Here is a 25685-nt window from a genome sequence, read left to right on the forward strand (position 1 = left end):
ACCGCGTCAGCCTGTGTGTCCTATCGCAACACTCAGCCGATCACGTCCACACGCGCATCGCTGCGGTCGGCGTCCGGCAGCACGTGGTCCGGGTCCAGCGTTACGTGCAGCACTTTCCGGGTGGTCGGCAGGGTCAGCGTGGGGGTGCTGGTCTGCAGCCAGGTTTCCACCGGCACGCGCCGGTCCAGGTGGCTGCCATCGGCCAGATCCACGCGCACGGTCACCGGCATCACCAGTTTCTGCCGGCTGCGCAAGGTGAGCTGCACGCCCTTGGCCGGGTCATGGTCGACGTAATGCGCCTCGGTGATGCCCATGTCCAGCTGCCAGTTGTTGAAGTACCAGCCGCGCCACCACCACGACAGGTCTTCGCCACTTTCGCTTTCCATCAGCCGGAAGAAATCCGACGGCGTGGGATGCTTGTAGGCCCAGGTGGCGATGTATTTGCGAAACGCCGGATCGAAGCGCGCCGGCCCCAGGATCTGTTCGCGCAACAGCACCAGCCCCAAGGCGCCCTTGAAGTAGGTCAGTGGATGGCGATAGGTCTCGCTGGTGGAATCGGCGTTGTCCATCAGCGTCGGCGCACTGGCATCGGCCAGCAGCGGCAGGATTTCATCGACCGGGTTTCCGCCCTTGGGCGCATATTCCGAATCGCGCTTGGGCGCGTATTCGCCCTTGTTGAAGGCATCGGATGCATAGACGTCGATGAAGGTATTGAAACCTTCATCCATGAAGGCGTGCCGGCGCTCGTTGGAACCGACGATCATCGGGAACCAGGTATGGCCGATCTCGTGTGCGGTGATCCAGAACAAATCCTTGCCGCCGTCTTCGAAGCCGTCGAAGACGATGCCGGGATATTCCATGCCGGCGCCATAGCCACCCAGATTGATCGCTGCCGGCCACGGGTACGGGTACCACTGCGAAAAATGTTCGATCGCGCCTTTGACGTATTCGGTAGAGCGGTTCCACTTGTCTGCGCCCACGCCCTCCACCGGGTAGACCGACATCGCCAGCGATTGCTTGCCGCCGGGCACGTTGATGCGCGCCGCGTCCCAGACGAACGCCGGCGATGCAGCAAACGCCACATCGCGGGTGTGCTCCATATGGAAGCGCCAGGTCTGCGTGCCCTTGCCCGCCGGTTTGGCTGCACGTGCCGTCACTTCGGCGGGGGTGCGGATCAGTACCGTGCGGTCGCTGCCGCGCGCCTGCTCCAGGCGTTGCTGCTCGGTGCGGCTGAGCACGTCCTGCGGGTTGGTCAGCGCGCCGGAGCCGGCGACCAGGAAGCCCTCCGGCACGGTCACTGCGTAGTCGAAATTGCCGTATTCCAGATAGAACTCGGACCCCAGGTAGGGCTGGGTGTCCCAGCCGCGCAGATCGTCGTAGACCGCCATGCGCGGGTACCACTGCGCAATCTCGTAGATTTCTCCCTGCTTGCTGGCGCTGAAGGCGGTACGCCCGCCCCAGGTGCCGGGAATCGTGTAGCGGTAACGGATATGCACGGTGAGCGCCTTGCCCTGGCCGGCCAGCGGCTGCGGCAAGTCCACGCGCATGCGGGTATCGTCGACGACGAACTGCGCAGGCTGGCGGCGCCCACCTGCATCGACCTGGACACTGGCGATCTGCATGCCTTCGGTGAACTGCTTGCGTCGTAGCGGACGGCTGGCGGCAGCACGCGCATCGGCCCGGTAGATGTTCTGGTCCAGCTGCAGCCACAGCACGTCCAGCGTGTCGGGGCTGTGGTTGGTGTAGGTGATTGCGGCCTCGCCGGTGAGCGTATGCGTTGCAGGGTCGATGCTGGCGGCAAGGCTGTAATCGGCACGGTTCTGCCAGAACGCCGGGCCGGGCACCCCACCGCCGCTGCGATAGGCATTGGGGGCATCGGGCAACTGCAAGGGCGCGAACAAGGCCAGCGGGTCGAATGCGTTCGCAGGAGCCGTTGCGGCGCCAACTGGTGCGGCAGCGACAAGCCCGGGCATGGCAACACATGCCAACGACACGGCAAGGGGGAGCGATCGGCGCACGGTGGGGGGCATGCGAAATCCTTCGGCGGAGGGGGATTGCCATCCTACGGCGCACCATGCCCCGCACGGGAATGCCATTGGTCCCGGATGGCGCACCTGGCGACATCGGTCTGCTGCTTGGCTGCAAGGACTGGTGGAGATGGTTGGTGTGCATGGTTTTCAACGAGCAACCGGCAAGCCGCGATGCGCTCCTCGCACTTCAACAAAACCACCAGCCAACTGTCTGGTGCGGTGTCCTTGCCGATTGCGGGTCCGTTGGCGGCATGGATGCCGCCACCGAGCCTCCAAGGACGGATTCACGGCGTGTCCCGCGAGCGGTGAGGACACCGCGCCCTCGACCCACCCAGCGTTTCCGACGGCCACCACCAAGAAACGGCCGACAAAACCAGACTCACCGCCAGGCGCCCGCGCGCTACGTGTCTTAGCCACTTTTATTCGGAATCACGCTACCCAGCCGCGATGCACCCTCACCGCCCTCGCCCATGGCGTCGTCCGGATTGCTCAAGCGACAGCGACGCAGCGACAGACAGCCACAGCCGATGCAGTCGGTGAGCTGGTCGCGCAGCGCCTGCAGTTCGCTGATGCGCGCATCCAGCTGCCCACGCCAGCGCGCCGACATGCGCGCCCATTCCGCACGCGTGGGCGTGCGCTGGTCGGGCAATACCGAAAACGCATCGAGCACCTGCTGCAACGGCACCCCGAGCCGCTGCGCCACGCGAATCACCGCAATCCGCCGTAACACATCGCGCGCATAGCGGCGCTGGTTGCCGGCAGTACGCAGGCTGCGGATCAAGCCCTTGCGCTCGTAGAAATGCAGCGCCGACACCGCCACGCCACTGCGCTTGGCCACTTCGCCCACGGACATCTCACGCTGCATCGCCTTGACCTCAACCTAGGTTGAGGCAGGATGCTGCGCGGCCATCACCGGTGCAAGCACCTGTGTCATGGCTCCACACACTTCTGTTCCTGGATGTTCGATGCCCACCGAAATGCCGACCACTGCCGCCACGCCGCGATACGCCACGCAGCCTATGTCCATCCTTGCCGCGCCCTACCGCGCGGCGACGCTAGGCATGGTGGCGCTGGTGTCGCTGAACGCCTTCGAGTCGTTGGCCGTTGCCGCCGCCATGCCGACCGTGGCGCGCGAATTGAATGGGCTGCCGCTGTATGCATTGGCGTTCGGCGGCACCCTGGCTACCAGCGTGGTCGGCATGACCGCAGCCGGGCGCTGGAGCGACCGGCGTGGCCCAGCGGGTGCTTTGGCCTTGGGTTTGCTGTGTTTTGTAGTCGGCCTGCTGGTTGCCGGGCTGGCGCCGAGCATGCCGCTGCTGATTGCCGGGCGCCTGCTGCAGGGCCTGGGCGCCGGCGCCTATTCGGTGGCGTTGTACGTCATCGTCGGGCGGCTGTATCCGGAAGCCTTGCGCCCGCGGGTGTTTGCGGCGTTTTCGGCCGGTTGGGTGGTGCCATCGTTGATCGGGCCGGGCATCAGCGGATTGATCGTGCAACACGTGGGCTGGCGCTGGGTGTTTCTATCAGTGCCGCTGCTGGCGATTCCAGCTGGATTGATGCTATGGCCGGCGCTGCGCGGGCGGACCTGGGCGAGCGACGCATCCGATGCGCCGACTGCATCGCTGGGCTGGGCCGTGGGTGCGGCGTTGGGCGTGCTGGGCGTGTACCTGGGTGGGCAGCTGCACGGCATGCTGGTACCGGGCGCGATGCTGCCGGCACTGTTGCTCACCGCGTATTGCGCCTGGCACCTGCTGCCGACCGGCACCTTGCAACTTGCACGCGGCCTGCCCAGCGTGATCGCGTTGCGAGGCATCGCTGCGGCCGCATTTTTCGGTTTCGAGGCCTTCCTGCCGTTGCTGCTGTCGCGCGAACGCGGGCTCTCGCCGCTGCTGGCCGGCGTGGCGCTGAGCGTGGGCGCATTGGGCTGGTTCAGTGGCTCCTGGTACCAGGGCCACAGCCGCGCCGGTTGGTCGCGCCCGCGCCTGCTCAAGACCGGCGCGCTGCTGATGACGCTGGGCATCGCAATCAGTGCAACTGCGGTGTGGCCGGCGATGCCGGTGCCGCTGGCAATCGCCGGCTGGGCGCTGACCGGCCTGGGCATGGGCCTGCTGTATCCCAGTTTGTCGGTGGTGATGCTGTCGCTGTCGCCACCGGCGCAGCAAGGCGCCAACAGTTCTGCCTTGCAATTGAGCGAAGCCATTGCCGTGGCGGCCATGCTGGCGCTGGCCGGTGCCTTGTTCGCGGCGCTGCTGACATCGGCAACGAGCGCGGCATACCTGAGCGTGTTCGGGTTGGCGTGGCTGCTGGCGGTGGCGGGCTTTTGTGTGGCGCGGCGGGTGTGATGGGTGCGCGGTGTGCGCAGAGTGTCGAAGTAAAGCGGCACCGAGCGCCGATGCTGGCGCGTCTTGCGCGCGGCGCTGGTGCGGTCTGCGCGATCTGCATGCTCGATACGTCGCGTTGGCATGCCGCAACACAAGCCACGACATCGCAGCACAACCGACTTTGCCGATCCTGTCGAGATCGCTGCGACGGAGACTGAAAAAACTTCGCCGCTCACGGCTGGTCATTTTTTCGCCACCCATCTTGACAGCGTTGCAGGCCGGGGCCTGCACCCACTTGTCCACAGCCTTGTGCAAGTTCCATCCACAGGGGGTGTGGAAAAGATGCGCCGCCTTGCATGCGCCAGAGGCCTTGCGCGGCGCCGGTGCTTGTGCCAAGCGCGATACCAACAGCCGGCGCAGCTGCGTCGTGGGCACTTGCGGCAGGCCCGCCAGCATCCAGAAAGCGGATTCCGCTACACCGCACAAGACGGTGGCTCCCACGCGCAACACCGCCAGCTCACGGTGGCGATGCACGCACAGCTGCGGATCAATCGATGATGACGTGCGGCACGAAGCGCGACGTATCGCGGGTGATCGGGCCATCGTCGTCGCGCATGCCCAGGCCGGCAGGGCGATCGGCGACCACCCAGCTGCCCACCAGCGCATGCCGGCCGTCGAATACCGGCAACGGATGGTGTGCCTGCAGGATTGCCGGCCCGTCCAGATACGGGCCATCCGTCTGTGCAGTGGCGCCCTGCGCGGTGACCAGGGAGATATTGGCGCCCTCGCGCGACAGCAGCGGCTTGCGCACCCAGCCTGCGGTCGGTGCTTCGCCGGCTTGCGCAAAGCGTGCCGGCAGCAGATTGGGATGGCCTTGATGCCGCTCCCACAGCAGCGGCAGGATGCCCTTGTTGCTCAGCACCGATTTCCACGCCGGCTCGATCAGGCGCACACGGTCGGCGATCAGGGCCGGCCCGAAGCGTTCTTCCATCATGAATTCCAGCGGGTAGAGCTTGAACAGCGTGTGGATCACCCGGTCCTGCTCATCGGTGAACCAGCCATCGGCGCTCAGGCCGATGTCTTCGATGGCCACTTCCTCGGTGCTGATGCCCACCTGATGCGCGCAGTCGCGCAGGTAACGCACGGTGGCACGATCTTCCAGCGAATCGCGCACCGCCGAAAAATGCATCTGCGCGCCGATCGCGCCGTCCACCGCCAGCGCACCCAGCGTCTCGCATAACAGGTCCTGGATCAGGTTGTACTGATCGGTACCCTTGGGCAGCGCGCCGCTGGCGATCTGCTGTTCAAGCCACAACCACTGGAAATACGCCGACTCGTACAGCGAGGTCGGCGTGTCGTAATTGAGCTCGTACAACTTGGCCGGGCCATCGCCCGAATACGCCAGGTCCATGCGCCCGTACAAATGCGGGTCGCGGTCTTTCCACGAATTGGCGATCCAGTCCCAATAGAACGGCGGGATCGCCAATTGCGTCATCAGCTGTTCCGAGCCCACCACCTCGTCCACCAACTGCATCGCCATATCGTGCAGGTCTTGGGTGGGCGCTTCGATGTCGTCTTCGATCTGCTGCAACGAAAACGCGTAGTAGGCGCTTTCGTCCCAATACGGCGCGCCGTCGATGGTGTGGAAGTGGAAGCCGAGCGACTCGGCCTGCTCGCGCCAGTCCGGGCGTTCGGCAATTGCGATCCGTTGCATGTCAGCCGCCGAACCCGGAACTGCGACCGCCGCTGCCGAACGAGCTGCGCGCCGCCGCGCTGGAGCCGAAGCCCGAGCGCGATACGGTGATGGCGCGCGTCGGCATGTCGATCGCGCCGCTGCGCCCGCGCACGGTGCCGATGCGGTTGCTGGCCAGATCGCCGTTGGGCTTGTAATACCCGCCGCTGCGGTAGTCGCGGTACAGCGGAATCGAGCCGCCGTAGCGGTAGCCGCCGCCACCGGTCATGTTGCCCAACGCGTAGCCCAGCAGGAACCCGCCCATCGGCGGGACCCAGCTTTGCTGGCCCTGCGCCGTCTGCACCGCCGTGCAACTGCCGAACTGCGCATCGCACTCGTAGCGCGTGTTGAAGCGCGGCGCGGCCTGCTGATGCTTGGCCACCGCCTCGTCGTAGGCCTTGAGGCATTGCTGGATGTCGCTCTGTTCCTGTTTGATCTGGTAGCAGTCCGAGGCCGACTGCAACACCACACCGGTCTCCGGCTCGGAGCCGCAGCCGGTGACGAAGGCGGCCGGCAGCGCGGCCATCAAGGTGAGTTTGAGATTGCGTGATCGCTTCATGCCTGCGCTCCGTTACGGCGTGATCGCGGCGGCATTGATCAGCCCCACCGCGATCGACACGCCCGCCGAAAAGATGCCGGCGGCGGTGACGTTGTCGGTGATCTGCCGCGAGATGCGCCCGGCCACCAGGTTGGCCAACAGGTACGCCACCACCTGGATGCCGCAGGCAACCACGCCCCAGATCAGCGCATCGACCAGGCTCACCGAATGGGTGATGGCCGAATGCAGCGGCAATGCCACGCCGATCAGGTTGCCGGCCAGCGCGGTGGCTGCAGCCACGTTGCCCTGCCGCAGCAGGGTGAAATCCTTGTGCGGGGTGACCAGGGTCACCAGCACCACCGCGACGATCAGCACGCCCAGGCCGGTGCCGAAGTAGGAAAGAAATGCGAGAAAACTCTGCAGGTTGATCGGGTTCATGACAGGACCGTTTGAGTGAAGGGCGAGCGCATGCTCAGGTGATATCCAGATCGGCGACGGTGACATCGATACCGACCGCATAGGTGACGCAGAATTCGTTGGGGCCGGAATCCTCACCGGTCACCAGCAGAAATTCTTCGCGCTGCAGCTCGCGCACATCGCGGCTATAGAGCATGGCGTAGTGGGTCAGGTCGCCATCGCGGCGCGGCGGCTGATAGCGGTACAGCACTTCGTCGTAGGCGATCGGCGGAATCCGCGCAGCATCATCGATGGACTGCGTGGCGCGTTGCCAGCGCTTGCCGGCGTAATCGATCTGCGCGGCACCCAGATGCGGATGCTGCATCACGAACTCCTGAAACGCCTGCTTGCTGGGCGGGTTCACCGTTTCGCAATACACGAACGCCTTCATCGCTTCCAGATCGCCACCCACGGTGGTGACCTGCAGGAACGCATCGTCATCCAGATAAAAGCGGTGCAGCGAATAGCCATCGCCCAGATTGACATGGCCATAGCACGGAATGCCCTGGTGCCCGCCCGGCAATTCGGCGGTCATGGCATCGGGCGCCATGCGGTACAGGGTGGTGTCGATTTCCACCTGGCCGCCGACACGCAGCCCCAGCGGCAACGTGTGGCCGATCGCGCCGGTGCCGGACGTGGGCAGCGGCGGCGGTTGCGGTTGACCGAACAACTTGCTGAAAAAACTCATCGTCATGCACCTTGTGGCGATGGGGAAATGGGGGCTGTCTCGCTGCGCATGGCCTGCCACGCAATTGCGTGGACGGGCACGCGCTGCTCGGCCAGGTAATACAGCATGGCACCGGCGGCGACAGCGGTGCGTGCTGGCGGGTTCAAGCGCAACGCGCCGTCGGGTGCGCGCAGGCCCAGCAGCAAGGCGCCGCGCTGACCGAAATCGGCCGCAAGCCGGCTGTAATCCAGCGCTTGGACGTTCGCTGGCACTGAAAGACTGAACTGGGTGGGGCCATCGTCCACCGACAGCAACTCGGCGGTGATCGCCGCGCTGCCCGGGTCCTGCGCGGCGCGGGCCAGGATTTCGGCGGTCATCGGGCGTGTGCATTCGATGGCCGGGTAATGGTGGTTGACCAGCCGCGCGGCGCTGGCCGAATCGAAATGCGCCACGATGTGCGCAGCCGGTGCGTGCGCCATCAACGCGAAGACCGCTGCCAGGGTCTGGTCGTCGGAGGGCGGGTTGACGATCACCCGCGCCGCACCGGCAATGCCGGCACGCCGGTACACCTCGGTGTGCGTGTACGACTCGGCGGCAATGAAGCGCATGTGGTCGGGCATCGGGTTTTCGGCCACGCCCTCGGCGATCAGCACCACGCCTTCGTCATCGGTGGCAGTATCGGAGAGCAGCAACTCCAGCAGGCGCACCGAGGCCGCGCCCTGCCAGCCGATCAAAATGGTGTGCCCGCGCAGATCGGCATAGGCCATCTTGCCCATGTGGTGGCGCCTCCAGAACGTGATGAGGACGCCGCTGGTCTTGGCCAGCACCGTGGCGAACAACGCCACCGCACCCGGCATCAACACGAAGGCGGCAATATAGCGCCCGGCCACCGAGCCCGGCGACAGGTCGCCGTAGCCGATGGTGGTGGCGGTGGTCATGTAGTAGTACGGAAACGCGTCCAGGCCGACGAGCTTCTGCTCGCCGGCCCACAGCAGCAACACCCAGCTCAGCCCCATGTGCGCCAGCAGTGCCAGCGCCACCATGCCCCAGCTGACGCGGCGCACGTGGCGCCGCAATACCCGGAACAGCCGTCCAACGATGATCATGGCGCATCCTGTGCCGTGCGGTGGATCAGCTGTCGCCGCGCGGAACCTGCTGCACGTCGCGCACCTGGCCGATCAGCGGCGCGGTGCTGCCGGTGGTGTCGTGGCCCAGCTGCGCGGCCGGCTTCTTGAAGCGTGCCAGCACCGCGGCCGCATTGGATTCGCCTTCCATCAGCCCGGCCGCGGCCAGACGCCGGTTCAGATCGCCGTCGCCGCTGGACGATTCCAGCTCTTCGGCCGATTCGATACGCGCCGAGGTTTCGGCCTGGCGCGCCTTGATGCGCTCCAGCGATTCCAGCGCCGAGCCCATCTTGCTGCTGGCGCCGGAATGGCGCGCAGCGATGGCGGCCTGCGCCTTCTGCACTGCGTCGGTGGCCTTGACCGTATCGATCTGCTGGCGCATGCCGCGCAGCTGGTTTTCGGTCTTCTGGATGGTGGCCTTGAGCGTCACCACCGACTGGTCCAGCGAGGTCTTGGAGGCCTTGTCGCCGGCGTCTTCGCTTTCCAGCGCGGCCAGCTTGGCCGCCACATCGTGCGCCAGCGCTTCATCGTTCTTGGCCAGCGCACCTTCGATATAACGCGTGTACTCGGCCATCTTGCCGGCGCGCGCGTCGATCTTCTGCTGCGCCAGCTTGCTCTGCGCCATCAGCTTGGTCAGCTCTTCGCGCGAGCGCGTGAGCTGGGCGCCGGCATCGCGCATTTCCTGGTCCAGGATGCGCAGCGCATTGGCGTCGACCGCCTTCTGGCCGGTTTCGTGTGCGGTACCACGCAGCAGCGTGATCAGCTTGGAAAAAATACTCATGACAACACGCCTTTAGGAAAAGAACGGCTTGAGAGATTCGGCGGCATCCAGCGTATTGGCCGCCAGGGTCTGGATTTCCTCGTCGATCTGGTCGAGCGTGGACGACGCCGACAGCTCGCCGAAGACCACATAGCTGTCCTTGCCGTCGACCTGGACCAGGCCCAGGTTGGACAAGGGGTTGAGCGGATTCAGGCGCAGGCAGGCGTCGTTGAAGGCGGCGCGGTCGTTGACCTGGTCGGCGTTGGCCAGCAGCGTGGAGACGAACACCTGCGAGCCGGAAGCGGCAACCTGGATCTGCATGTCGCCATGGTCGGCCAGGGTGAGGTTGATGGCCGGCTCCAGGCCGTCGATCAGTTCGACCTCGATCGGCTGACCGCGGTAGCGCTCGGCCAGCAGGCCGTGCAATTCGACAGTGGTGTACTGCGTCATACGATGTCCTGTCCTTTGATCATGCAGCGGTGGTGATGCAGCAGGAGTCCTGCAACGACAGGACATACTACAGACTGCCTGTGACCGGCAGAAAGGGCCGGACGTCAGCCGGTCAGGCAGGCGGCAGGCAGGCAGCAGGCCGGAGCAGACCAGCCGTTCAGCTGGCCCACGCGCCAGGCTGCCCGCTCACGGGTACAGCATCCGCTTGCTCCACTGGCTGGCCGCGTCGGCCTCGTAGCGCCAGCGCTCGTGCAGGCGGAACTTGGCGCCGTACCAGAACTCGAACGCCTGAGGCACCACCCTGAAGCCCCCCCAGCCATCCGGGCGCGGCACCTGCCGCCCTTCGAAGGTGGCCTCGACCTTGGCGATCGCCGCGTCGAATTCGGCGCGCGAGCCCAGCGTCTGCGACTGCAGCGAGGCCCAGGCGCCGATCTGGCTCATGCGCGGGCGCGAGGCGAAATAGGCATCGGCTTCGTCTGCGCTGACCAGCTGCACGCCGCCTTCGATACGCACCTGGATGCCGGCCTCGCGCAGGCTGCGCCACAGGAACAGCAGTGCCGCCTGCGGATGGGTCTGCAGATCGCGGCCCTTTGCGCTATCCAGATGCGTGTAGAACACGAACCCGCGCGCGTCGAAGGCCTTGAGCAACACGGTGCGCGCGCTCGGCCGGCCATCCACGCTGGCGGTGGCCACGGTCATCGCGCTGGCTTCGAGTTCGGCGCTGTCCTGCGCCTCGGCGTACAGCGCGGTGAAGGTGGCAAGGGCTTCTGCGTACAGATCGGTCATGACGGGGCGTGGGCAGCAAGGTTGGCGCCTATTGTGGGCGCATCGCATGTGCTTCGCCTACGTGCGGCGATCGGGCACGCCGCACGCCCCCATGTACGTAGCCGATAACGGAGATTTGTGCGCGGCGGCCGCGCGCGTCGTCTGCACCCGGCCCGGGCGCGGGCTGCGCCCAATGGCCGACATCGCTCGCCGATGGCTATATCGCCTGGGTTCGATCGCGAACGCTGGGCCGTGGCGGTGCTCATTAGTGTTGTGCACCTGTTGACGCCGGCTACCGGCGCGGACGGCGTGGCGCGCGATGCAGATTCGTTGCAACCCGCACGACCCGGCCCGAGCCAATCGTGTGAATGCTACGATCCCTGCGCATGAACCCCGCTCCCAATCTCGTGATGGTCGGCCCGATGGGCGCCGGAAAAAGCTGCATCGGCCGTCGCCTGGCCGAGCGCTTCGGGCTGGAGTTCGTCGATGTGGATCAGGCCATCGTCGAACAGGTGGGCAGCAGCATCCCGGCCATCTTCGAACAGCACGGCGAAGCGCGATTTCGGCAGCATGAGGCGGACATCCTGCAGGCGCTGCTGGAACAGGACAACAAGCTGATTTCCACCGGCGGCGGCGCGGTGCTGGACCCACACAACCGGCAGCGCATCTGCGAACGTGGGTTTGTGGTGTACCTGCATGTGAGCGTGCCGGCGCAGCTGACGCGGTTGGCGCGCGACCGCAATCGCCCGCTGTTGCAGCGCGCCGACCGCGAGCAGGTGTTGCACGCAATGGCCGCGCATCGCACGCCGCTGTACCAGCAGGTCGCCGACCTCAGCCTGGAAACCGATCATCTCTCCCCCGCCGAGGCCACCGCGCAGCTGGTGCTGCGCCTGGCCGCGCAATGGCGCATGTCGAGTACCCCCGCATGACACTTCCCCGTTCCTCGCGCAGCGTCGATGTCGACGGCGCGCAGCCTTACACCATCACCATTGCTCCCGGCCTGCTGGCCGACGGCGCGCGCCTGGCCGGCCACGTGCGCGGTCGCCATGCGTTGCTGCTCAGCGACTCGCAGGTGGCGCCGCATTACGCCGCCGGCGTGCGCGCCGCGCTCTTGCGCGCGCGCCCGGACCTGCAGGTGGGCGAGCTGGTCATCGCCGCCGGCGAAGCCTCCAAGACGCTGGACGCCTTCGGCGCCGCAATTGCGGCACTGGCCGAACTGGGCGCCACCCGCGACGCCTGCGTCTTCGCGCTCGGCGGCGGCGTGGTCGGCGACCTGGCCGGCTTTGCGGCGGCGTGCTGGATGCGCGGCGTGGACTGCGTGCAGCTGCCCACCAGCCTGCTGGCCATGGTGGATTCGTCGGTCGGTGGCAAGACCGCAGTGGACATCCCGCAGGGCAAGAACCTGGTCGGCGCCTTCCATCCGCCACGCGCGGTGATCGCCGACACCGACACCTTGCGCACCCTGCCCGCGCGCGAGCTGCGGGCCGGCCTGGCCGAGGTGATCAAGTACGGCGCCATCCGCGACCCGCTGTTCTTCCAGTGGCTGCACGCCGAGCGGCGCGCACTGCTGGACAGCGACCCGGCCGCGCTGGCGCAGGCCATTGCCCGCAGCTGCGAGCACAAGGCCGAGATCGTCGCGCGCGACCCGCTGGAAAAAGGCGAGCGCGCCCTGCTCAACCTGGGCCACACCTTCGGCCACGCGATCGAAACCGAACAAGGCTATGGCGCGCCTGGCAACGACAACCTCAACCATGGCGAGGCCGTGGCGGTAGGCATGGTGCTGGCGGCGCGGCTGTCGGCTTCGCTGGGCATGAGCACTGCGCAGGACACCGAGGCGCTGCGCGCCCTGCTGCACGACTTCGACCTGCCCACCGAAATCCCGCCGGGCCTGACCCCGGGAGCCCTGCTCGCACGCATGCGGTTGGACAAGAAAAACATCGCCGGCCGTCTGCGCTTGGTGCTCTGGCGCGGCATCGGCCAGGCCGAGGTGGTGCCGGATGTGGACGAAGCTGCGGTGCTGGAGATCCTGGCGGGCTGAGCAACGCCGTTACTCACTGTCTCCAGCGCATTGGTAGGAGCGCCCTAGGGCGCGACAGGGCATTACCGGCAAATGCCCATCGCGCCCAAGGGCGCTCCTACACATTGCCTGACTCCCAACGCTCTCTTCATAACCGGAGCAACCCTGCCGGCCCATTGCTCCCAGCCTTCAGCAGCGCCCGGCTACAATCGGCCGCATGCGCATCCTTCTTCAACACGATCCCGGCGGCAACGCGCCGCTCCGCTACGTCCAGCTGACCCTGCAACCGGATCTGTTCGGTGGTTGGGAATTGCTGCGCGAAACCGGCCAGATCGGTGGACGCACGCAACTGCGACGCGACCAATACCTGCAGCAGGATGAAGCCGACCGCGCTTTCGACAAGGCGCGCGACACCCAACTCAAACGCGGCTTCCAACTCATCACCGGCGGCGCCGACGCGCCGCGCTGAGGACACACCTCCCATGCTCAAGAACGATCGCCTGCTGCGCGCCCTCAACCGTCAGCCCGTGGACCGCACCCCTGTGTGGTTGATGCGCCAGGCTGGCCGCTACTTGCCGGAATACCGCGCCACCCGCGCGCGCGCCGGCAGCTTTCTGGGCATGGCCAAGAACCCGGACATCGCCTGCGAAGTGACCCTGCAGCCGCTGCAGCGCTTCCCGCTGGATGCAGCGATCCTGTTCTCCGATATCCTGACCATCCCCGATGCGATGGGCCTGGAGCTGTATTTCGTCGAAGGCGAAGGCCCCAAGTTCCGCCACCCGGTGCGCGATGCCGCGGCAATTCACCGTCTGGGCGTGCCGGACATGGAAACCGAACTGCGCTACGTGATGGATGCCGTACGCGTGATCCGCCGCGAACTGGATGGTTCCGTACCGCTGATCGGCTTCTCCGGCAGCCCGTGGACGCTGGCCTGCTACATGATCGAAGGTGGCGGCAGCAAGGAATACGCGCGCATCAAGGCCATGGCCTTCAACGCGCCGGAACTGCTGCACCACCTGCTCGGCACCGTCACCGATGCGGTGATCGCCTACCTGGCCGCACAGCGTGCGGCCGGTGCGCAGGCATTGCAGGTGTTCGACACCTGGGGCGGCGTGCTGTCGCCGGCGATGTACCGCGAATTTTCGCTGCCCTACCTCACCCGCATCGCACGTGAGCTGGAACGCGGCGTTGGGGCCGAGCGCACCCCGCTGGTGCTGTTCGGCAAGGGCAACGGTGCCTACGTGGCCGACCTGGCCGCCAGCGGCGCCGAAGCAGTGGGCGTGGACTGGACCATCTCGCTGGCCGATGCCGCCCAGCGCGCCGGCGGCCGCGTCGCACTGCAAGGCAACCTGGACCCCGCCACCTTGTACGGCTCGCCCGACGCGATCCGCGCCGAGGCCGGCAAGACCCTGGACAGCTACGCACAAGGCAACGGCGGCTCGCGCGAAGGTCACGTCTTCAACCTCGGCCACGGCATGTCGCCGGATATGAATCCGGACCATGTGGGCGTGCTGGTGGAAGCGGTGCAGAGTTTGAGCAAGCGCTGATCCGAACGTGATCGACAGCGCGTGGGTAGTGCGGTGCTGTCGCTGGCTCGCTCAAACCGAGCATTCAACAGCCACAGCTTTTCTTTCAGCCACCGACAATGATCGGCAGCGCCTGTGCGCGTGCCAGCGTGGAACCTTAGTCGGCATGGATGCCGCGTAAGAGACTCCATGGACGTATGTGCGCCGTGTCCCACGACGGTACGCGTGCATGCGCCTTCATCGCGCATTGCTTGCTGAGTGGCTTCGCCCCGTCCTCTCTCCCCAGCCCCTCTCTCGCAGCCCGCAGGAGAGCGGCCTGAAACACGGTCCCACCCCAATACGACATCGCGTTGCCATCCGACGCCGGAACTGAACATCTAGACTTCTTGCGATGCCGCTCTGCTCAATTGACTTGAAGACAGTCAGAGCCTGGGACTTCGCGCGAGTGCGGCAACTGGTCGCACCGCAGGCCAGTGCCTTTCTGAAGTCGCGATCTGGTGTGCACGCTACACTCGCAACATGGCTGGGGGCTCGAAATTAAGGAGCACGTTCGCGTGGCTGTCACTGACGGCTGTGCTTCTGCTTGCCTTGCTGCCTTCGATAGGGCGTTTGGCCACATCCCATGACGAAGGCCCACGCATCGTTCTGATGGAGATGTGCACGACGGGTGCCGACCGGTTGATCAGTATGGTCGATCCTTTCAACCTGCTCGATACAGCGCAGCCGGGGCCAATTGACCACGGTGACATGCCGGACTGCACCTACTGTCAACTGCTCGCGACGACGCTGATTGCGGTGCTATGGCTGGTATGGTCGCTGCGGCCTCTCTTGCCGACACTGGTAACCGCGTTGCGCGCTGTTTGCACGATTGCGCGCCATCCCTGCGGACTTGGCTCTCGCGGACCGCCGCTGGCAGCCTGAGCCTCCTGCCCGCCGCGACCGACCGGTCGCCCTTTGTTTGAGACGCCCGCGCACAGCGCGGTGTCGTCTGTGCGCTGCACTGATCGCGCGCATTGCACCGGATTTCACGATGCCTCATTCCTCGTTTTTGCAGCCAATCGTGGTTGCGGCCCCGCCGAGCACGCACCCCGTCGTCAGTTGCCTCGCTTTCCTCATCGGCTGCACGCTCGCCGCACAGGCCCACGCCGACACGGCAACACAACCCCGCGAACTTCCAACCCTCGAAGTCCGTGGTGAGCGTGACCAGGCGGCGCAAGCCATCGAAGGTGCTCGCCATGCGCTCGAGTTGCGTGCAGGGGGCACCACACTGGTTCGCGCCGAGGACTACAGTGCAGGCCGCGCTACCACGGTCAGCGACATGTTGGCCTTCGCGCCCGGGGTGTATGCGCAGACGCGCCACGGTGAAGACACGCGCTTCTCGATTCGAGGATCGGGCATCCAACGTGGTTTTCTGATGCGCGGCATCCAGCTTTACCAGGATGGCATTCCACTCAATCTCGCCGACGGTTCCGGCGACGTGCAGTCGATCGATCCCTTGGCCCTGCAGCACATCGAGATCTGGCGCGGTGCAAACGCGCTTGAGTACGGTTCGAGCACGCTTGGCGGCGCCGTGAACTTCGTGACGCCGACCGGCCGTACTGCTGCGCCAGCAACGCTGCGCATCGACGCCGGTGAGCATGGTCAGCGGCGCATGCATGCCGCAGTTGCCGGCGCTGGAGACGCGGCCGACGGCATGATCAGCCTCACCCATGGTGAGCAGGACGGCTGGCGCTCGCACTAGGCAACACGTTCGACGCGCCTGTCCGCGAACGTTGGGTTGCGATTCGATGAGACCCTCGAAGGACGGGTTTACCTGCAGCATGTCGATGCCGACATGGAAATGCCCGGCAGCATTTCCCGCGCTGCAATGGCGGTCGACCGTCGCCAAGCAGCGCCGAACAGTGCCCGTTTGGATGCCGGGAACAACTACAAGCTGAACCGCGTTGCGACCCGGCTGACGTGGAAACCGGACACCCACCGTTCGCTGACCGCATCGGCATGGCTCGCAGACCGCGAACGCTTCCATCCGATGGTTTTCGGCATCCTGCAGCAGGACTCTCGCGATACCGGCGTCGACCTACGCAGTGTCATGGACTTCGCCGTCGCCGGCGAGCCGCAGCGGCGACTCGCGTTCGGCGCCTCCAGTGCGCGTTACCTTGGCAACGAACGTCGCTTCACCAATCCGGATGGTCGTCCCGGCCTACCGACCGGTCGCCAGTCTCTGGACGGACGCGCGCATGCGCTTTACGCCGAGTACTCCCACGGCGTCGACGAGCGGCTGACCGTGCAGGCAGGGGCGCAGGCCACACGTGCAACCCGTCGCCTTGACAACCGCACTGCTCCTGCCGGTAGCTACGACGTTGACTTCACTGGCGTCAGTCCGAAGCTCGGCCTGCTGTTCGACACCGAGACAAGCGGTCAGTTTTACGCCAACGTCAGCCGCAGCTTTGAGCCCGCCCCATTCGGCGAAGCGACCGTGCGTCCCGCGCTGCCTCTGCCGAACGCGCAGAAGGCCACGACGCTCGAAGCGGGTTGGCGCCACCGCGCAGGTGAGGTCGACCTTGAAGCCACCGCATATCGCGCTCGCATCAACGGCGAACTGCTTGCACTAACCGATGCCACGGGCGCCTCCATCGGAACGGCCAATGCAGACCGCACAATCCATCAGGGCGTCGAGCTTGGCGCCAGCCTGCCGATCCGTGATGCGCTACGGCTGCGCGGGGCCTATGTCTGGAACGACTTCGTCTTCGACGACGACATCGCCTATGGCGACAACCGCATCGCCGGCATCGCGCCTCACTTGCTCCGTGGCGAAATCGAATGGCGCATCGCTCCATGGCTGGCGGTTGCCCCGAGCGTCGAGTGGCAACCGGTCGGCACCTGGATCGACCACGCCAACACCGTGAGACAGGATGGCTACACGCTGATGCACTTGCGCGTGCATGGCGACCTCGGCAGTAACCTCCGCTGGTTCATCGACGTGCGCAACCTGACCGATCGCGAATACGTTGCCAGCACTGCGGTGCAGGCCAACGTGCGAGGTGCGGATGGAGCCTATTACTTCCCGGGCGATCCGAGATCGGTCTATGCGGGCCTGGAGTGGCGGCTGTGAGGACGCTGTTTGCGCCATATGGCGCCGGATGCGAATAGGCGCGATGCCATGGCCGTGTCGTCGCGCGTAGGCAGAGTGCCTGATCGTCGTCGGCTTGCACTCGCTCTGATCGCAGCGGTGGTGTGCTGCCGGGCGCGTCCCAAGGCGAAGCAGTCGACGCGCGCGACACGATAGCGCAACCCACCAGGGCTCAACCGGAGCATCGCGCCGACGATGGCCATCAGCCACTCGACGACTCGCAGACTCGGCGTGACGCGGAGCGCGTCCAAGAAACGGCCGCAGACGCCGGCATCCGCGGCAGTGACCACTCCGAAGCAAGCAGTCTTCGCGAGTTCGATCGCCTGTTGGTGACAGCGCCGCGCGTACTGACCGAAGGTAGTGACGCTTATGCAAGCGGCGCCGTCACTGCTGGCAGCAAGATGGCGATGGCTTGGAAAGACGTGCCACGCGCGGTGTCCACGTTGACTCGCCAACAGCTCGACGATCAAGGGTTCTTGGGATTCGAACGCGCCATGGACCAGGCGTTTGATCCCAGGCTTTGATGGTGCATTATTTTCCCACGAATGGAAGGAAGCACTATGGGCCAGGTTCTGCATGGGAGCGCCACTACGACAGAGGCGATCCGTCGAGCGATACAAAATAGTCAAGAGAGCCTGAGAGCGCTCTCCAAGCGCTACGGCATCAATCAAAAGACGGTGGCCAAGTGGAAGAAGCGAACCTCGGTTGCCGATCTGCCCACTGGGCCGAGGCAGCCGTGTTCCACCGTGTTATCCGTTGAGGATGAGGCGGCGATCGTCGCCTTCCGCAAGCACACCTTGCTGCCGCTGGACGACTGTCTCTACGCGCTGCAGCCGAGCATCCCGCATCTGACGCGCTCTTCGTTACACCGTTGCCTGCAGCGCCATGGCGTCTCGCGCTTACCCGACATCCAAGGCGAAAAAGCCGTCAAGAAGCGGTTCAAAAGCTATCCGATCGGCTACTTCCATCTCGACATCGCAGAGGTGCACACGGCCGAGGGAAAGCTCTATGTTCGTGGCCATCGACAGGACGTCAAAGTTTGCGCTCACCGAGCTGCATGCCTCGGCCAACAAGATGGTTGCAGCGCAATTGCTGCGCAATGTGATCCAGGCGGTGCCCTACACCCTGCACACGGTTCTGACGGATAACGGCATCCAGTTCACCAACCGCAGTTCCGACCGCCATGCCTGCCCCCACATTTTCAGTCGAGTCTGCGAGGAACACGGCATCGAACACCGCTTGACCAAGGTCAAGCACCCCTGGACCAACGGGCAGGTCGAGCGGATGAATCGGACCATCAAGGAGGCCACTGTCAAACGCTTTCATTACGACGATCACGCACAACTGCAACAGCATTTGGCCGACGTCATCGACGCCTATAACTACGGTCGCAGGCTCAAAGCCCTGAAGGGTCTGACACCGTATGAATTCATCTGCAAACAGTGGACATCCGAACCCGAACTGCACAACATCGCGGTCCCATCCGATGCCGGCACGCTTGCAGGCGCGCTCAGTCAACGAAGCAAACGCGCACGTTTTTTGAGTGCCTGCACATCGGCGCGGGGATAATGCGCTGTCTTTCTTACGGCGATGCCCATGTCTCAGCCCGTCCCCAGCTTGCGCGCCTACGACACCATCAAGCCGTTGCTGTGGCTGGTGTCGCTGGCGATCTTCATGCAGATGCTGGATGCAACCATCGTCAACACGGCGCTGCCGTCGATGGCGCGCAGCCTGCACGAAAGCCCGCTGCAGATGCAGTCGGTGGTGTTCAGCTACGCGTTGGCGGTGGCGATGTTCATCCCGGCCTCGGGCTGGATTGCGGACCGCTTCGGCACGCGGCGTACCTTCCTGGCGGCGATCATCGTGTTCACGCTAGGCTCGCTGCTATGCGCCGCTGCGCAGCAGCTGCCGCAGCTGGTGGCCGCGCGCGTGGTGCAAGGCATCGGCGGGGCGATGTTGCTGCCGGTCGGGCGGCTGGCGGTGCTCAAGACGGTGGCGCGCGAAGACTTCCTGCGCGCGATGAGTTTCATCGCCATTCCCGCACTGATCGGCCCGTTGATCGGCCCGACCCTGGGCGGATATCTGGTCGAAGTGGCGTCGTGGCATTGGGTGTTCTTGATCAACCTGCCGATCGGGGTGATCGGGTTTGTTGCCGCACTCAAGATCATGCCCGACCACTATGGCGATGCACGCAGGCGTTTCGATCTTGTCGGCTACCTGATGCTGGCGTTCGGGATGGTGGCGCTGTCGCTGGCCCTGGATGGCATTTCCGAACTCGGCTTGCGCCACGCATTTGTGATGCTGCTGGCGATCGGCGGACTGGCCGCATTGGCCGGCTACTGGCTGCATGCGGGCAACACCCCCAATGCGCTGTTTCCGCTGGCCCTGTTCAAGGTGGCCAGCTACCGCATCGGCATTCTGGGCAACCTGTTCGCACGCGTGGGCAGCGGCTCTATGCCGTTCCTGATCCTGAGGTATCCCCACGTTTTACAGCACCAACGTCATCTGCTCACGCACTGCGTCGGGCAATGTGCGTAAGCGTTCTAGCCAGCGTGAGACCGGTTCCATCGGCCAGCGCCTGACTAACGCCTCGCGGCCGACACGCAGTGTCGAATGGAGCTTGCGGGTGCTGTTGCGCGGCGACAGCCACTGCGCGATGCCGGTGGCTTCGCAGCCGAGTCCTGCCAGCCAACTGGCGAAGGTGGCCAGCGTGTGGAGTAACAACAGGATCTGCAGGCGCTCACCGCGCCGGGTCAAACTGTCTTCCATTGCCTGGCCGTAGCGGTGCGATTTCAGATCACGAAATGCCAGCCCGATCTGCATCCGCCGTGCGTACAGGTTGACCAACTGCGTTGCGCTGGGTGCGTGCAACTGGGGTGATGCAACGATCAACCACGGCTCGCGCTCACGCGCTGCTGCTTTCAGGCTCGATGATGCACGCGAGACGTTGGCAGGTGAGCGCCGGTTGCGGTGCTGACGCCCTTTTCGTGCTTTGGCATAGAGCACCAGGCGGCAATTGAGTGGATCGCTGCGATTGATCTGCATCGGTGGTAATTCGTTTGCATGGTTGGAAGCCAATGCATGCAGGTTCCGGCTATCGATCCATTGCGTTACATCATCGGGCACGGCTTGCGGCTTGACCTGCGTGTGTCCGCGCAGTCGCCCGACCCAATCCCAGCCCATCGCCGACACCGCACGAAACCATGGCGTGCGGAAGCCGGCATCAGTGACCAGGATCGGACGCACATCGTCTGGAATCAATGCGCGCAGTTGCTGCAAGAAACGCTTCTCCGCGCCAGGAGAGCCTTGTTGCTTTCCCGGAACCACCATGTCCAGCAAGGTGAGCGTGCGCCCACCGATCGGGACGGCTGCACGCAGCAGGCACCACGATTTGTCCGGCTTCAGATCGCTCCAATTGATCACGATCACTGGCTGCGTACCGCGCAACAGCCAATGCGCCATGTCCCGCTCGATCACGGACCGCTCGGCGTACAACGCGCGATTGCACAGCAGGCGGTCGCATGCCTTGAGGGGCGCACGTACCCGCGTCGCGCCTGGCCACGCGCGTGCGATGTCGATCAACGTCAGCCGGCCTCCATGCACTAGCGCTTCAACCGCGCGCAGCAAGCTGCGTTGGCGTAATGCATGCATCCCGGAGAGTGAGTTAGACAAGCACTTCTGTAATACTTCGCTGGCGCGCATGGTCGGCACTCTTCTTTGGCTTAGTCACCTTGAAGCGTGCCCCATGCGCGCACTTTCTTCCACACCCTGGCACACCAAGTGTTTGATCTTGCAGGAAGAAATGTGGGGATACATCAGTTCCTGATCCCGTTGTTGTTGCAGGTGGGCATGGGCATGAGCCCGATGAATGCCGGGCTGATGATGGTGCCGGTGGCACTGGCCGGCATGGCCGCCAAGCGTGCCGCCGTGAAGTTGGTCGGTCGCTATGGCTATCGGCGCGTCTTGATGCTCAACACCGTGTTGGTGGGCGCGGCGATGGCCAGCTTTGCGTTGATCGCTATCGGTCAACCGCTGTGGCTGCGGCTGGTGCAACTGGCCTGCTTCGGCGCGGTGAATTCATTGCAATTTACCGTCATGAACACAGTGACCCTGCGCGACCTGGACCGCGAGCAGGCCAGCCCTGGCAACAGCCTGCTGTCGATGGTGATGATGCTGGCGACCGGCTTCGGCGCGGCAGCAGCGGGCAGTCTGCTGGCTGCGTTCAACACGCATCTGGGCGACACGCATGGCGCCACCGCGGCGTTGCATGCCACCTTCCTGTGCGTGGGCGGTATCACCTTGTCGTCGACGTTGATCTTCTGGCAGCTGGCCGAAACGCGGCCGCATCCGAAGGAAGTCGAAGCGGTTGCCGAGTAGTTGCTGTGACAGCACTGCACGACGCACCTCGCGCGGTGAAGAGCAGCTGGCAGCACGATGACCAAGCCGCCAGGGGAACGCAGCCGCTGCCCGGCATCGACACGTACCGCGCGTAAGCGCTGGTTCCTGCACGCCGTCCGCTCACCTGAACACCGCTCGCTACGCCTGACCAGCCGCTCTAAACCCCATCATGCGGGCGCTTGTGTCCTAGCGCCTCGGCAATGGTGTCGGCCAGCAGCTCACCTGTCAGCGGCTTGCGCAGGAAACAGTCGAACCCGGCTTCCTGCGCATTTGGTTCGACTGCTCCATCAGAGCGCGCCGTCACCGCAATCAGCGGCATCTCGTAGCCGAATACGCGCAGTTGCCGCGCCAGTGCGAAGCCATCCAGGCCGGGCAGATCCAGATCCAGCAACGCCAGATCGAAGGTGTTGTCGGCAGCCTCGGTCAGCGCAGCCAGGCCGTGCGGGGCATGGACCACCGAATGGCCCTGCGCGCGCAGCAGCCCGATGATGACCTCGGCGATGGTCGGGTCGTCTTCCACCAGCAGGATGCGCTGCGGCGCGACCGCGCTACCGGCAGGTGTCACGTCGCCGCCCAACGTTGCATTGGAAGCGACCCAGCGCAGCGGCAGATCCACCACGAACCGCGTCCCTGCACCGAGCCGGCTGATCACCTCGATATGCCCGCCCATCGCCATCGCCAGTTCCTGGCAGATCGCCAGGCCAAGACCACTGCCGCCGTAGCGCGAGGTGGTCTTGGCACCATCGCCCTGCTCGAAACGCTGGAACAGGCGCGCCTTCTGCTCGGCATTGATGCCGGGCCCTGTATCGGCGACTTCAAAACGCAAGCCCTGATAGGAACCGAGCGTGGTCAATTTCAAACCGATCACGCCGCGCTCGGTGAACTTGATCGCGTTGCTGAGCAGATTGAGCAGGATCTGCCGGATACGGGTGCAATCGCCGTTGGCGGTGATGTCGCCAAGCAAGCCGATTTCCAGACTGAAACGCAGGCCGCGGTCTTGTGCCAATGGCGCCATCAGCGCCTCCACCTCGGCCACGAGCTGGCGCACCGAAAATGGCTCCAGATCCAGTTCCAGCCGCCCGGATTCGATCCGCGCCAGATCCAGCGCATCGTTGACCAGCCGCAGCAGATGCGCGCCCGCACGACGGATCGACTCGGTGTAGCTGCGCTGCTTGGCATCCTGCGAGGTCTTGAGCAACAACTCGCTCATGCCGAGTACGCCGGTCATCGGCGTGCGGACTTCGTGGCCGAGCGTTGCCAGGAAACGGGTCTTGGCCAAAGAGGCCTGCTCAGCCAATTCCTGCTTGTGCACCGCCAGCTGCCAGGCAGTGAGGCGACGCAGACGACGGCGGTACAACAAGATCGCCGCAGCGATCACGCACACGGTCAGCAGGGCCAGCCCGCTTATGCCCCACGGCGACAACCACCACGGCGGCAGCACCCGAAAGCGCAATGTCTGGCTCGCCGACCAGATGCCATCGGCAGTGCGTCCCTGCACGTCCAGCGTGTAACGCCCCGCTGGCAGGCGCGAGAACAAGCGCTCGCCCGTGGTGCCCACCTCGATCCAGTCCGGATCGTAACCACTGAGGCGGAAGCGGTAACTGGTGGACTCGGGGTTGGTAAACGTGGGCATCCGCGCAACGATCTGCAGATCGCGATCGCCGTCCTGCACCTGCAGCGGCGTTTTGCCGGTGACATCCAGTTCGCGTTCGCCGCGTCGCAGGCTGACACGTTCGATCAACAACTGCGGGCGGCGCAAATTCGGCCGCACCATGGCCGGATCGAACACGACGATGCCATCGGATGTGCCGCCCAGGATTTGCCCCGTGGTTGCCTGCACCAGCGTGGCCACCTGCATCGGCGAGCTGGGAAGCCCGTCGTGCACGTTGTACACGCGGACTAGCTTGCTGCCGGGATCGACCCGGATCAGCCCGCGATGACTGGAGACCCAGGCCACGCCGCCGGCATCGACCACCAGGCCGGTCGGCGCCACCTTCGGAAACTCCTGATCCTTCCCTACCGTGTCCAGATGCGTGAGCTGCGTGCCGTCCCACAGATAGCGCCGCAGCTCTCCCGCCAATCCGATCCAGACGATGCCGCCCTCTCCCTGGCGAAACACATAGGTGGGCACAGCCGGCGCACCGCGTACCGGAACGAACCGGTCGGCACGCGGGTCCCATCGCCACAGACCGGCGTTGTTGCTCAGCCAGATCTGCCCGTCCGGCCCGATCCGCATGTCCAGCACGGTCAGCGCTTTCAGGCCGTGGCTTCCGTAATCGATCGTCCTGAGCAGTTGTCCCTCGCCGTTCCACAGCTGTATTCCCTGGGTCATCAGCGCCACCCAGATGCGCCCTTGCGCATCATCGGCCATCCGGCCCGGCCTGCCCGCGTTATCGGGGCCTGCCGCAGGATCGACATGCTGCAACAACGGCAAGCGCTTGACCTGACGTGTACGCGGGTCGTACCGCACCAGCGTTCCCTGTACGCCGATCCAGACCACCCCCTGCCTGCTTTCGAACACGCTGTCGGGGACGCGAATCGGATCGATATTGGGCAGATGCAGCTTGACGCGGCCGGTCGCCGGATCGAAGTACTCCAGCGCGCTATGCGAGCCTGTCACCCAGACACCACCGGCGGCCGATGGCGCTGTGGCGGTAATCGACGGGTTGGCCAGCGACTGCGCGTCATCCTTGTGATGCGAGAACACCGCAAAGGTGTCCCAACGCGGCGGCAGATGCCACAGACCGCCCTCGAGGCTGGCAAACCACAGCCCTCCTTCGCGATCCTGGTAGGACTCGATCCAGTTCCGGTTGACCAGGCCGTGCGCAGACGCACTGTAGGTGGGCACCTTATCGACGGACGAACCGTCGGTGCTGATGCCCAGACCAGCGTCGATATCCAGCCAGTAGCGCCCGCGTCGATCACGCAACAGCACGCTCCTGACCTGCGGCTTGGCCGCAGCGCTCTGCCATGGGCGCGTGATGGACCGCCCCACGGTATCGAGCCGAAATGCGTTGCCCGCAAAGTCGGACACCCACAGCACCTTGCCGCCCGGCTCCTTGGAGAGCCTGTTGACGGTCTGTTCTGCAACCGGAAGCGGCACGCGCTGCATGCGTTGACCGTCCCAGTGCACGAGCCCGCTCCAGGTACCGATCCACATCGAGCCGTCAGCGGCGGCTTCCAAACCTACGACGCTATCGGACGGCAGCTGGTGCAGCCCACCGGCGGTCGCGGAAAAGTGCTGGATGCGTCCGTCCGGCCGGTACCGGTACACGCCCTGCTTGGCGGTTCCGATCCACAGCGCGCCATCCGGTGTCGTTGCCAAAGTCCACACCATGGCATCGCGCAGTTCCGGAAAATGCGGATCTTCCAGCCGCTTGAATGTGCGCGTATTCGCTTCCAGATAGCCAACGCCGCCATCCTCGAAGCCCATCCACACGCGGTCCTTGGTATCGACACAGACGGTCCAGACCACGTTGCTGGTCAGGCCATCTTCCATCCGCCAGATGCGGTAGTTGCGGCCATCGAACCTGGCCAAGCCGTCATCGCTGGCAAGCCACAGATACCCCTGTCTGTCCTCGGCCAATTCATTGATCGTGTCGGACGGCAGTCCGTCTGCGATCGTCAACTGGCTGGGCACCGGTGTCGCAGGCGTACGCGCCTGCACGGGAAGTGCCGCCAGACACAGGAATACCCAGAGCACAGCGAGCAGCCAATGGGGCAAGCGGGATAGAAAGCGCACCGGATCAGTTTCACGACAAGTCGGCGCATAGT

At 65.1% G+C, this 25685-nt stretch carries 21 protein-coding genes, 1 other RNA gene and 3 pseudogenes; 13 read left to right on the forward strand and 12 right to left on the reverse strand.

From position 1 onward, the window contains the following. Positions 1 to 32 precede the first annotated feature (32 nt). Together M3O59_RS14375 and soxR are read right to left on the reverse strand one after the other, a co-directional pair. Positions 33 to 2030: a M1 family metallopeptidase gene (locus M3O59_RS14375; RefSeq protein WP_249054651.1), complete on the reverse strand. Its 1998-nt coding sequence runs from the start codon at positions 2028 to 2030 to the stop codon at positions 33 to 35. Positions 2031 to 2439: 409 nt separating this feature from the next. Beyond that, positions 2440 to 2895 (reverse strand): redox-sensitive transcriptional activator SoxR, encoded by a 456-nt coding sequence (gene soxR, locus M3O59_RS14380; protein WP_116905792.1) that lies wholly within the window; start codon positions 2893 to 2895, stop codon positions 2440 to 2442. A 100-nt stretch (positions 2896 to 2995) separates the two neighbouring features. On the opposite strand from soxR, the gene M3O59_RS14385 reads away from it, so the two are divergent. Continuing rightward, positions 2996 to 4369, forward strand: a complete 1374-nt coding sequence (locus tag M3O59_RS14385; RefSeq protein ID WP_249054649.1) for an MFS transporter — start codon at positions 2996 to 2998, stop codon at positions 4367 to 4369. A 526-nt stretch (positions 4370 to 4895) separates the two neighbouring features. On the opposite strand, the gene M3O59_RS14390 is transcribed toward M3O59_RS14385, so the two are convergent. From M3O59_RS14390 to pdxH, 8 genes are all read right to left on the reverse strand, one after another. Further along, positions 4896 to 6062 (reverse strand): glutathionylspermidine synthase family protein, encoded by a 1167-nt coding sequence (locus tag M3O59_RS14390; RefSeq protein WP_116905794.1) that lies wholly within the window; start codon positions 6060 to 6062, stop codon positions 4896 to 4898. A 1-nt stretch (position 6063) separates the two neighbouring features. Continuing rightward, on the reverse strand, positions 6064 to 6639 hold the full coding sequence (locus M3O59_RS14395; RefSeq protein ID WP_116905795.1) for a DUF1190 domain-containing protein: 576 nt from the start codon (positions 6637 to 6639) through the stop codon (positions 6064 to 6066). A 12-nt stretch (positions 6640 to 6651) separates the two neighbouring features. Then, on the reverse strand, positions 6652 to 7056 hold the full coding sequence (locus tag M3O59_RS14400; protein WP_064632088.1) for a DUF350 domain-containing protein: 405 nt from the start codon (positions 7054 to 7056) through the stop codon (positions 6652 to 6654). A 34-nt stretch (positions 7057 to 7090) separates the two neighbouring features. Next, on the reverse strand, positions 7091 to 7768 hold the full coding sequence (locus M3O59_RS14405; RefSeq protein ID WP_181920542.1) for a YjfK family protein: 678 nt from the start codon (positions 7766 to 7768) through the stop codon (positions 7091 to 7093). Continuing rightward, positions 7765 to 8847, reverse strand: coding sequence for a potassium channel family protein (locus M3O59_RS14410; RefSeq protein WP_116905797.1), 1083 nt, complete (start codon positions 8845 to 8847; stop codon positions 7765 to 7767). The genes M3O59_RS14405 and M3O59_RS14410 overlap by 4 nt, the downstream gene beginning before the upstream one ends. Positions 8848 to 8872: 25 nt before the next feature. Beyond that, positions 8873 to 9646, reverse strand: coding sequence for a PspA/IM30 family protein (locus M3O59_RS14415; protein WP_116905798.1), 774 nt, complete (start codon positions 9644 to 9646; stop codon positions 8873 to 8875). Positions 9647 to 9658: 12 nt separating this feature from the next. Next, the gene (locus M3O59_RS14420) at positions 9659 to 10075 is read right to left on the reverse strand and encodes a YjfI family protein (RefSeq protein WP_039414395.1); all 417 of its coding nucleotides are present in this window, start codon (positions 10073 to 10075) and stop codon (positions 9659 to 9661) included. A gap of 186 nt (positions 10076 to 10261) precedes the next feature. Continuing rightward, the gene (gene pdxH, locus M3O59_RS14425; RefSeq protein ID WP_116905799.1) at positions 10262 to 10861 is read right to left on the reverse strand and encodes a pyridoxamine 5'-phosphate oxidase; all 600 of its coding nucleotides are present in this window, start codon (positions 10859 to 10861) and stop codon (positions 10262 to 10264) included. Positions 10862 to 11226: 365 nt separating this feature from the next. Between pdxH and M3O59_RS14430 the strand changes: the two genes are divergently transcribed. The 10 genes and pseudogenes from M3O59_RS14430 to M3O59_RS14475 all read left to right on the forward strand — a co-directional run. Further along, positions 11227 to 11769 carry a shikimate kinase gene (locus M3O59_RS14430; protein WP_064632098.1) on the forward strand — a complete coding sequence of 181 codons (543 nt, stop codon included), beginning with the start codon at positions 11227 to 11229 and terminating at the stop codon, positions 11767 to 11769. Next, positions 11766 to 12878: a 3-dehydroquinate synthase gene (gene aroB, locus M3O59_RS14435; protein ID WP_249047067.1), complete on the forward strand. Its 1113-nt coding sequence runs from the start codon at positions 11766 to 11768 to the stop codon at positions 12876 to 12878. Before M3O59_RS14430 ends, aroB begins: the two co-directional genes overlap by 4 nt. Before the next feature lie 196 nt (positions 12879 to 13074). Further along, positions 13075 to 13326, forward strand: a complete 252-nt coding sequence (locus tag M3O59_RS14440) for a WGR domain-containing protein (RefSeq protein ID WP_064632101.1) — start codon at positions 13075 to 13077, stop codon at positions 13324 to 13326. Positions 13327 to 13339: 13 nt separating this feature from the next. Next, positions 13340 to 14404, forward strand: a complete 1065-nt coding sequence (gene hemE, locus M3O59_RS14445; RefSeq protein ID WP_064632104.1) for a uroporphyrinogen decarboxylase — start codon at positions 13340 to 13342, stop codon at positions 14402 to 14404. Positions 14405 to 14992: 588 nt separating this feature from the next. Further along, positions 14993 to 15304 carry a DUF2946 family protein gene (locus M3O59_RS14450; protein ID WP_239686980.1) on the forward strand — a complete coding sequence of 104 codons (312 nt, stop codon included), beginning with the start codon at positions 14993 to 14995 and terminating at the stop codon, positions 15302 to 15304. Positions 15305 to 15413: 109 nt separating this feature from the next. Then, a complete protein-coding gene (locus M3O59_RS14455) occupies positions 15414 to 16124 on the forward strand; it encodes a Plug domain-containing protein (RefSeq protein ID WP_116905801.1) in 711 nt (236 codons plus the stop codon). 93 nt (positions 16125 to 16217) lie between these two features. Next, on the forward strand, positions 16218 to 17495 hold the full coding sequence (locus M3O59_RS14460; RefSeq protein WP_116905802.1) for a TonB-dependent receptor: 1278 nt from the start codon (positions 16218 to 16220) through the stop codon (positions 17493 to 17495). Between the two features lie 122 nt (positions 17496 to 17617). Beyond that, positions 17618 to 18037 carry a hypothetical protein gene (locus tag M3O59_RS14465; RefSeq protein WP_116905803.1) on the forward strand — a complete coding sequence of 140 codons (420 nt, stop codon included), beginning with the start codon at positions 17618 to 17620 and terminating at the stop codon, positions 18035 to 18037. Between the two features lie 36 nt (positions 18038 to 18073). After that, positions 18074 to 19082, forward strand: a pseudogene (locus M3O59_RS14470) (IS481 family transposase). Between the two features lie 27 nt (positions 19083 to 19109). After that, positions 19110 to 19982 (forward strand): annotated as a pseudogene (locus M3O59_RS14475) (MFS transporter); the annotation flags it as partial. A gap of 18 nt (positions 19983 to 20000) precedes the next feature. Here M3O59_RS14475 and M3O59_RS14480 read toward each other — a convergent pair. Then, on the reverse strand, positions 20001 to 21215 hold the full coding sequence (locus tag M3O59_RS14480; RefSeq protein WP_330462214.1) for an IS4 family transposase: 1215 nt from the start codon (positions 21213 to 21215) through the stop codon (positions 20001 to 20003). A 105-nt stretch (positions 21216 to 21320) separates the two neighbouring features. Between M3O59_RS14480 and M3O59_RS14485 the strand changes: the two are divergent. Together M3O59_RS14485 and M3O59_RS14490 are read left to right on the forward strand one after the other, a co-directional pair. Continuing rightward, positions 21321 to 21890, forward strand: a pseudogene (locus M3O59_RS14485) (MFS transporter); the annotation flags it as partial. Between the two features lie 101 nt (positions 21891 to 21991). After that, positions 21992 to 22065: non-coding RNA, sX9 sRNA (locus M3O59_RS14490), on the forward strand. A gap of 3 nt (positions 22066 to 22068) precedes the next feature. Here M3O59_RS14490 and M3O59_RS14495 read toward each other — a convergent pair. After that, complete coding sequence (locus M3O59_RS14495; RefSeq protein WP_181920674.1) at positions 22069 to 25614, reverse strand: hybrid sensor histidine kinase/response regulator; 3546 nt, start codon at positions 25612 to 25614, stop codon at positions 22069 to 22071. Positions 25615 to 25685 lie beyond the last annotated feature (71 nt).

It is taken from the genome of Xanthomonas nasturtii (assembly GCF_023337365.3).
Classification (GTDB): domain Bacteria; phylum Pseudomonadota; class Gammaproteobacteria; order Xanthomonadales; family Xanthomonadaceae; genus Xanthomonas; species Xanthomonas nasturtii.

What these genes read in the sequence shown, in the direction of transcription:
- M3O59_RS14375 (WP_249054651.1), bottom strand. Translation starts at nt 2,030, where the DNA reads ATGCCCCCCACCGTGCGCCGATCGCTCCCCCTTGCCGTGTCGTTGGCA.
- soxR (WP_116905792.1), bottom strand. Translation starts at nt 2,895, where the DNA reads ATGCAGCGTGAGATGTCCGTGGGCGAAGTGGCCAAGCGCAGTGGCGTG.
- M3O59_RS14385 (WP_249054649.1), top strand. Translation starts at nt 2,996, where the DNA reads ATGCCCACCGAAATGCCGACCACTGCCGCCACGCCGCGATACGCCACG.
- M3O59_RS14390 (WP_116905794.1), bottom strand. Translation starts at nt 6,062, where the DNA reads ATGCAACGGATCGCAATTGCCGAACGCCCGGACTGGCGCGAGCAGGCC.
- M3O59_RS14395 (WP_116905795.1), bottom strand. Translation starts at nt 6,639, where the DNA reads ATGAAGCGATCACGCAATCTCAAACTCACCTTGATGGCCGCGCTGCCG.
- M3O59_RS14400 (WP_064632088.1), bottom strand. Translation starts at nt 7,056, where the DNA reads ATGAACCCGATCAACCTGCAGAGTTTTCTCGCATTTCTTTCCTACTTC.
- M3O59_RS14405 (WP_181920542.1), bottom strand. Translation starts at nt 7,768, where the DNA reads ATGACGATGAGTTTTTTCAGCAAGTTGTTCGGTCAACCGCAACCGCCG.
- M3O59_RS14410 (WP_116905797.1), bottom strand. Translation starts at nt 8,847, where the DNA reads ATGATCATCGTTGGACGGCTGTTCCGGGTATTGCGGCGCCACGTGCGC.
- M3O59_RS14415 (WP_116905798.1), bottom strand. Translation starts at nt 9,646, where the DNA reads ATGAGTATTTTTTCCAAGCTGATCACGCTGCTGCGTGGTACCGCACAC.
- M3O59_RS14420 (WP_039414395.1), bottom strand. Translation starts at nt 10,075, where the DNA reads ATGACGCAGTACACCACTGTCGAATTGCACGGCCTGCTGGCCGAGCGC.
- pdxH (WP_116905799.1), bottom strand. Translation starts at nt 10,861, where the DNA reads ATGACCGATCTGTACGCAGAAGCCCTTGCCACCTTCACCGCGCTGTAC.
- M3O59_RS14430 (WP_064632098.1), top strand. Translation starts at nt 11,227, where the DNA reads ATGAACCCCGCTCCCAATCTCGTGATGGTCGGCCCGATGGGCGCCGGA.
- aroB (WP_249047067.1), top strand. Translation starts at nt 11,766, where the DNA reads ATGACACTTCCCCGTTCCTCGCGCAGCGTCGATGTCGACGGCGCGCAG.
- M3O59_RS14440 (WP_064632101.1), top strand. Translation starts at nt 13,075, where the DNA reads ATGCGCATCCTTCTTCAACACGATCCCGGCGGCAACGCGCCGCTCCGC.
- hemE (WP_064632104.1), top strand. Translation starts at nt 13,340, where the DNA reads ATGCTCAAGAACGATCGCCTGCTGCGCGCCCTCAACCGTCAGCCCGTG.
- M3O59_RS14455 (WP_116905801.1), top strand. Translation starts at nt 15,414, where the DNA reads ATGCCTCATTCCTCGTTTTTGCAGCCAATCGTGGTTGCGGCCCCGCCG.
- M3O59_RS14460 (WP_116905802.1), top strand. Translation starts at nt 16,218, where the DNA reads ATGGAAATGCCCGGCAGCATTTCCCGCGCTGCAATGGCGGTCGACCGT.
- M3O59_RS14480 (WP_330462214.1), bottom strand. Translation starts at nt 21,215, where the DNA reads ATGCGCGCCAGCGAAGTATTACAGAAGTGCTTGTCTAACTCACTCTCC.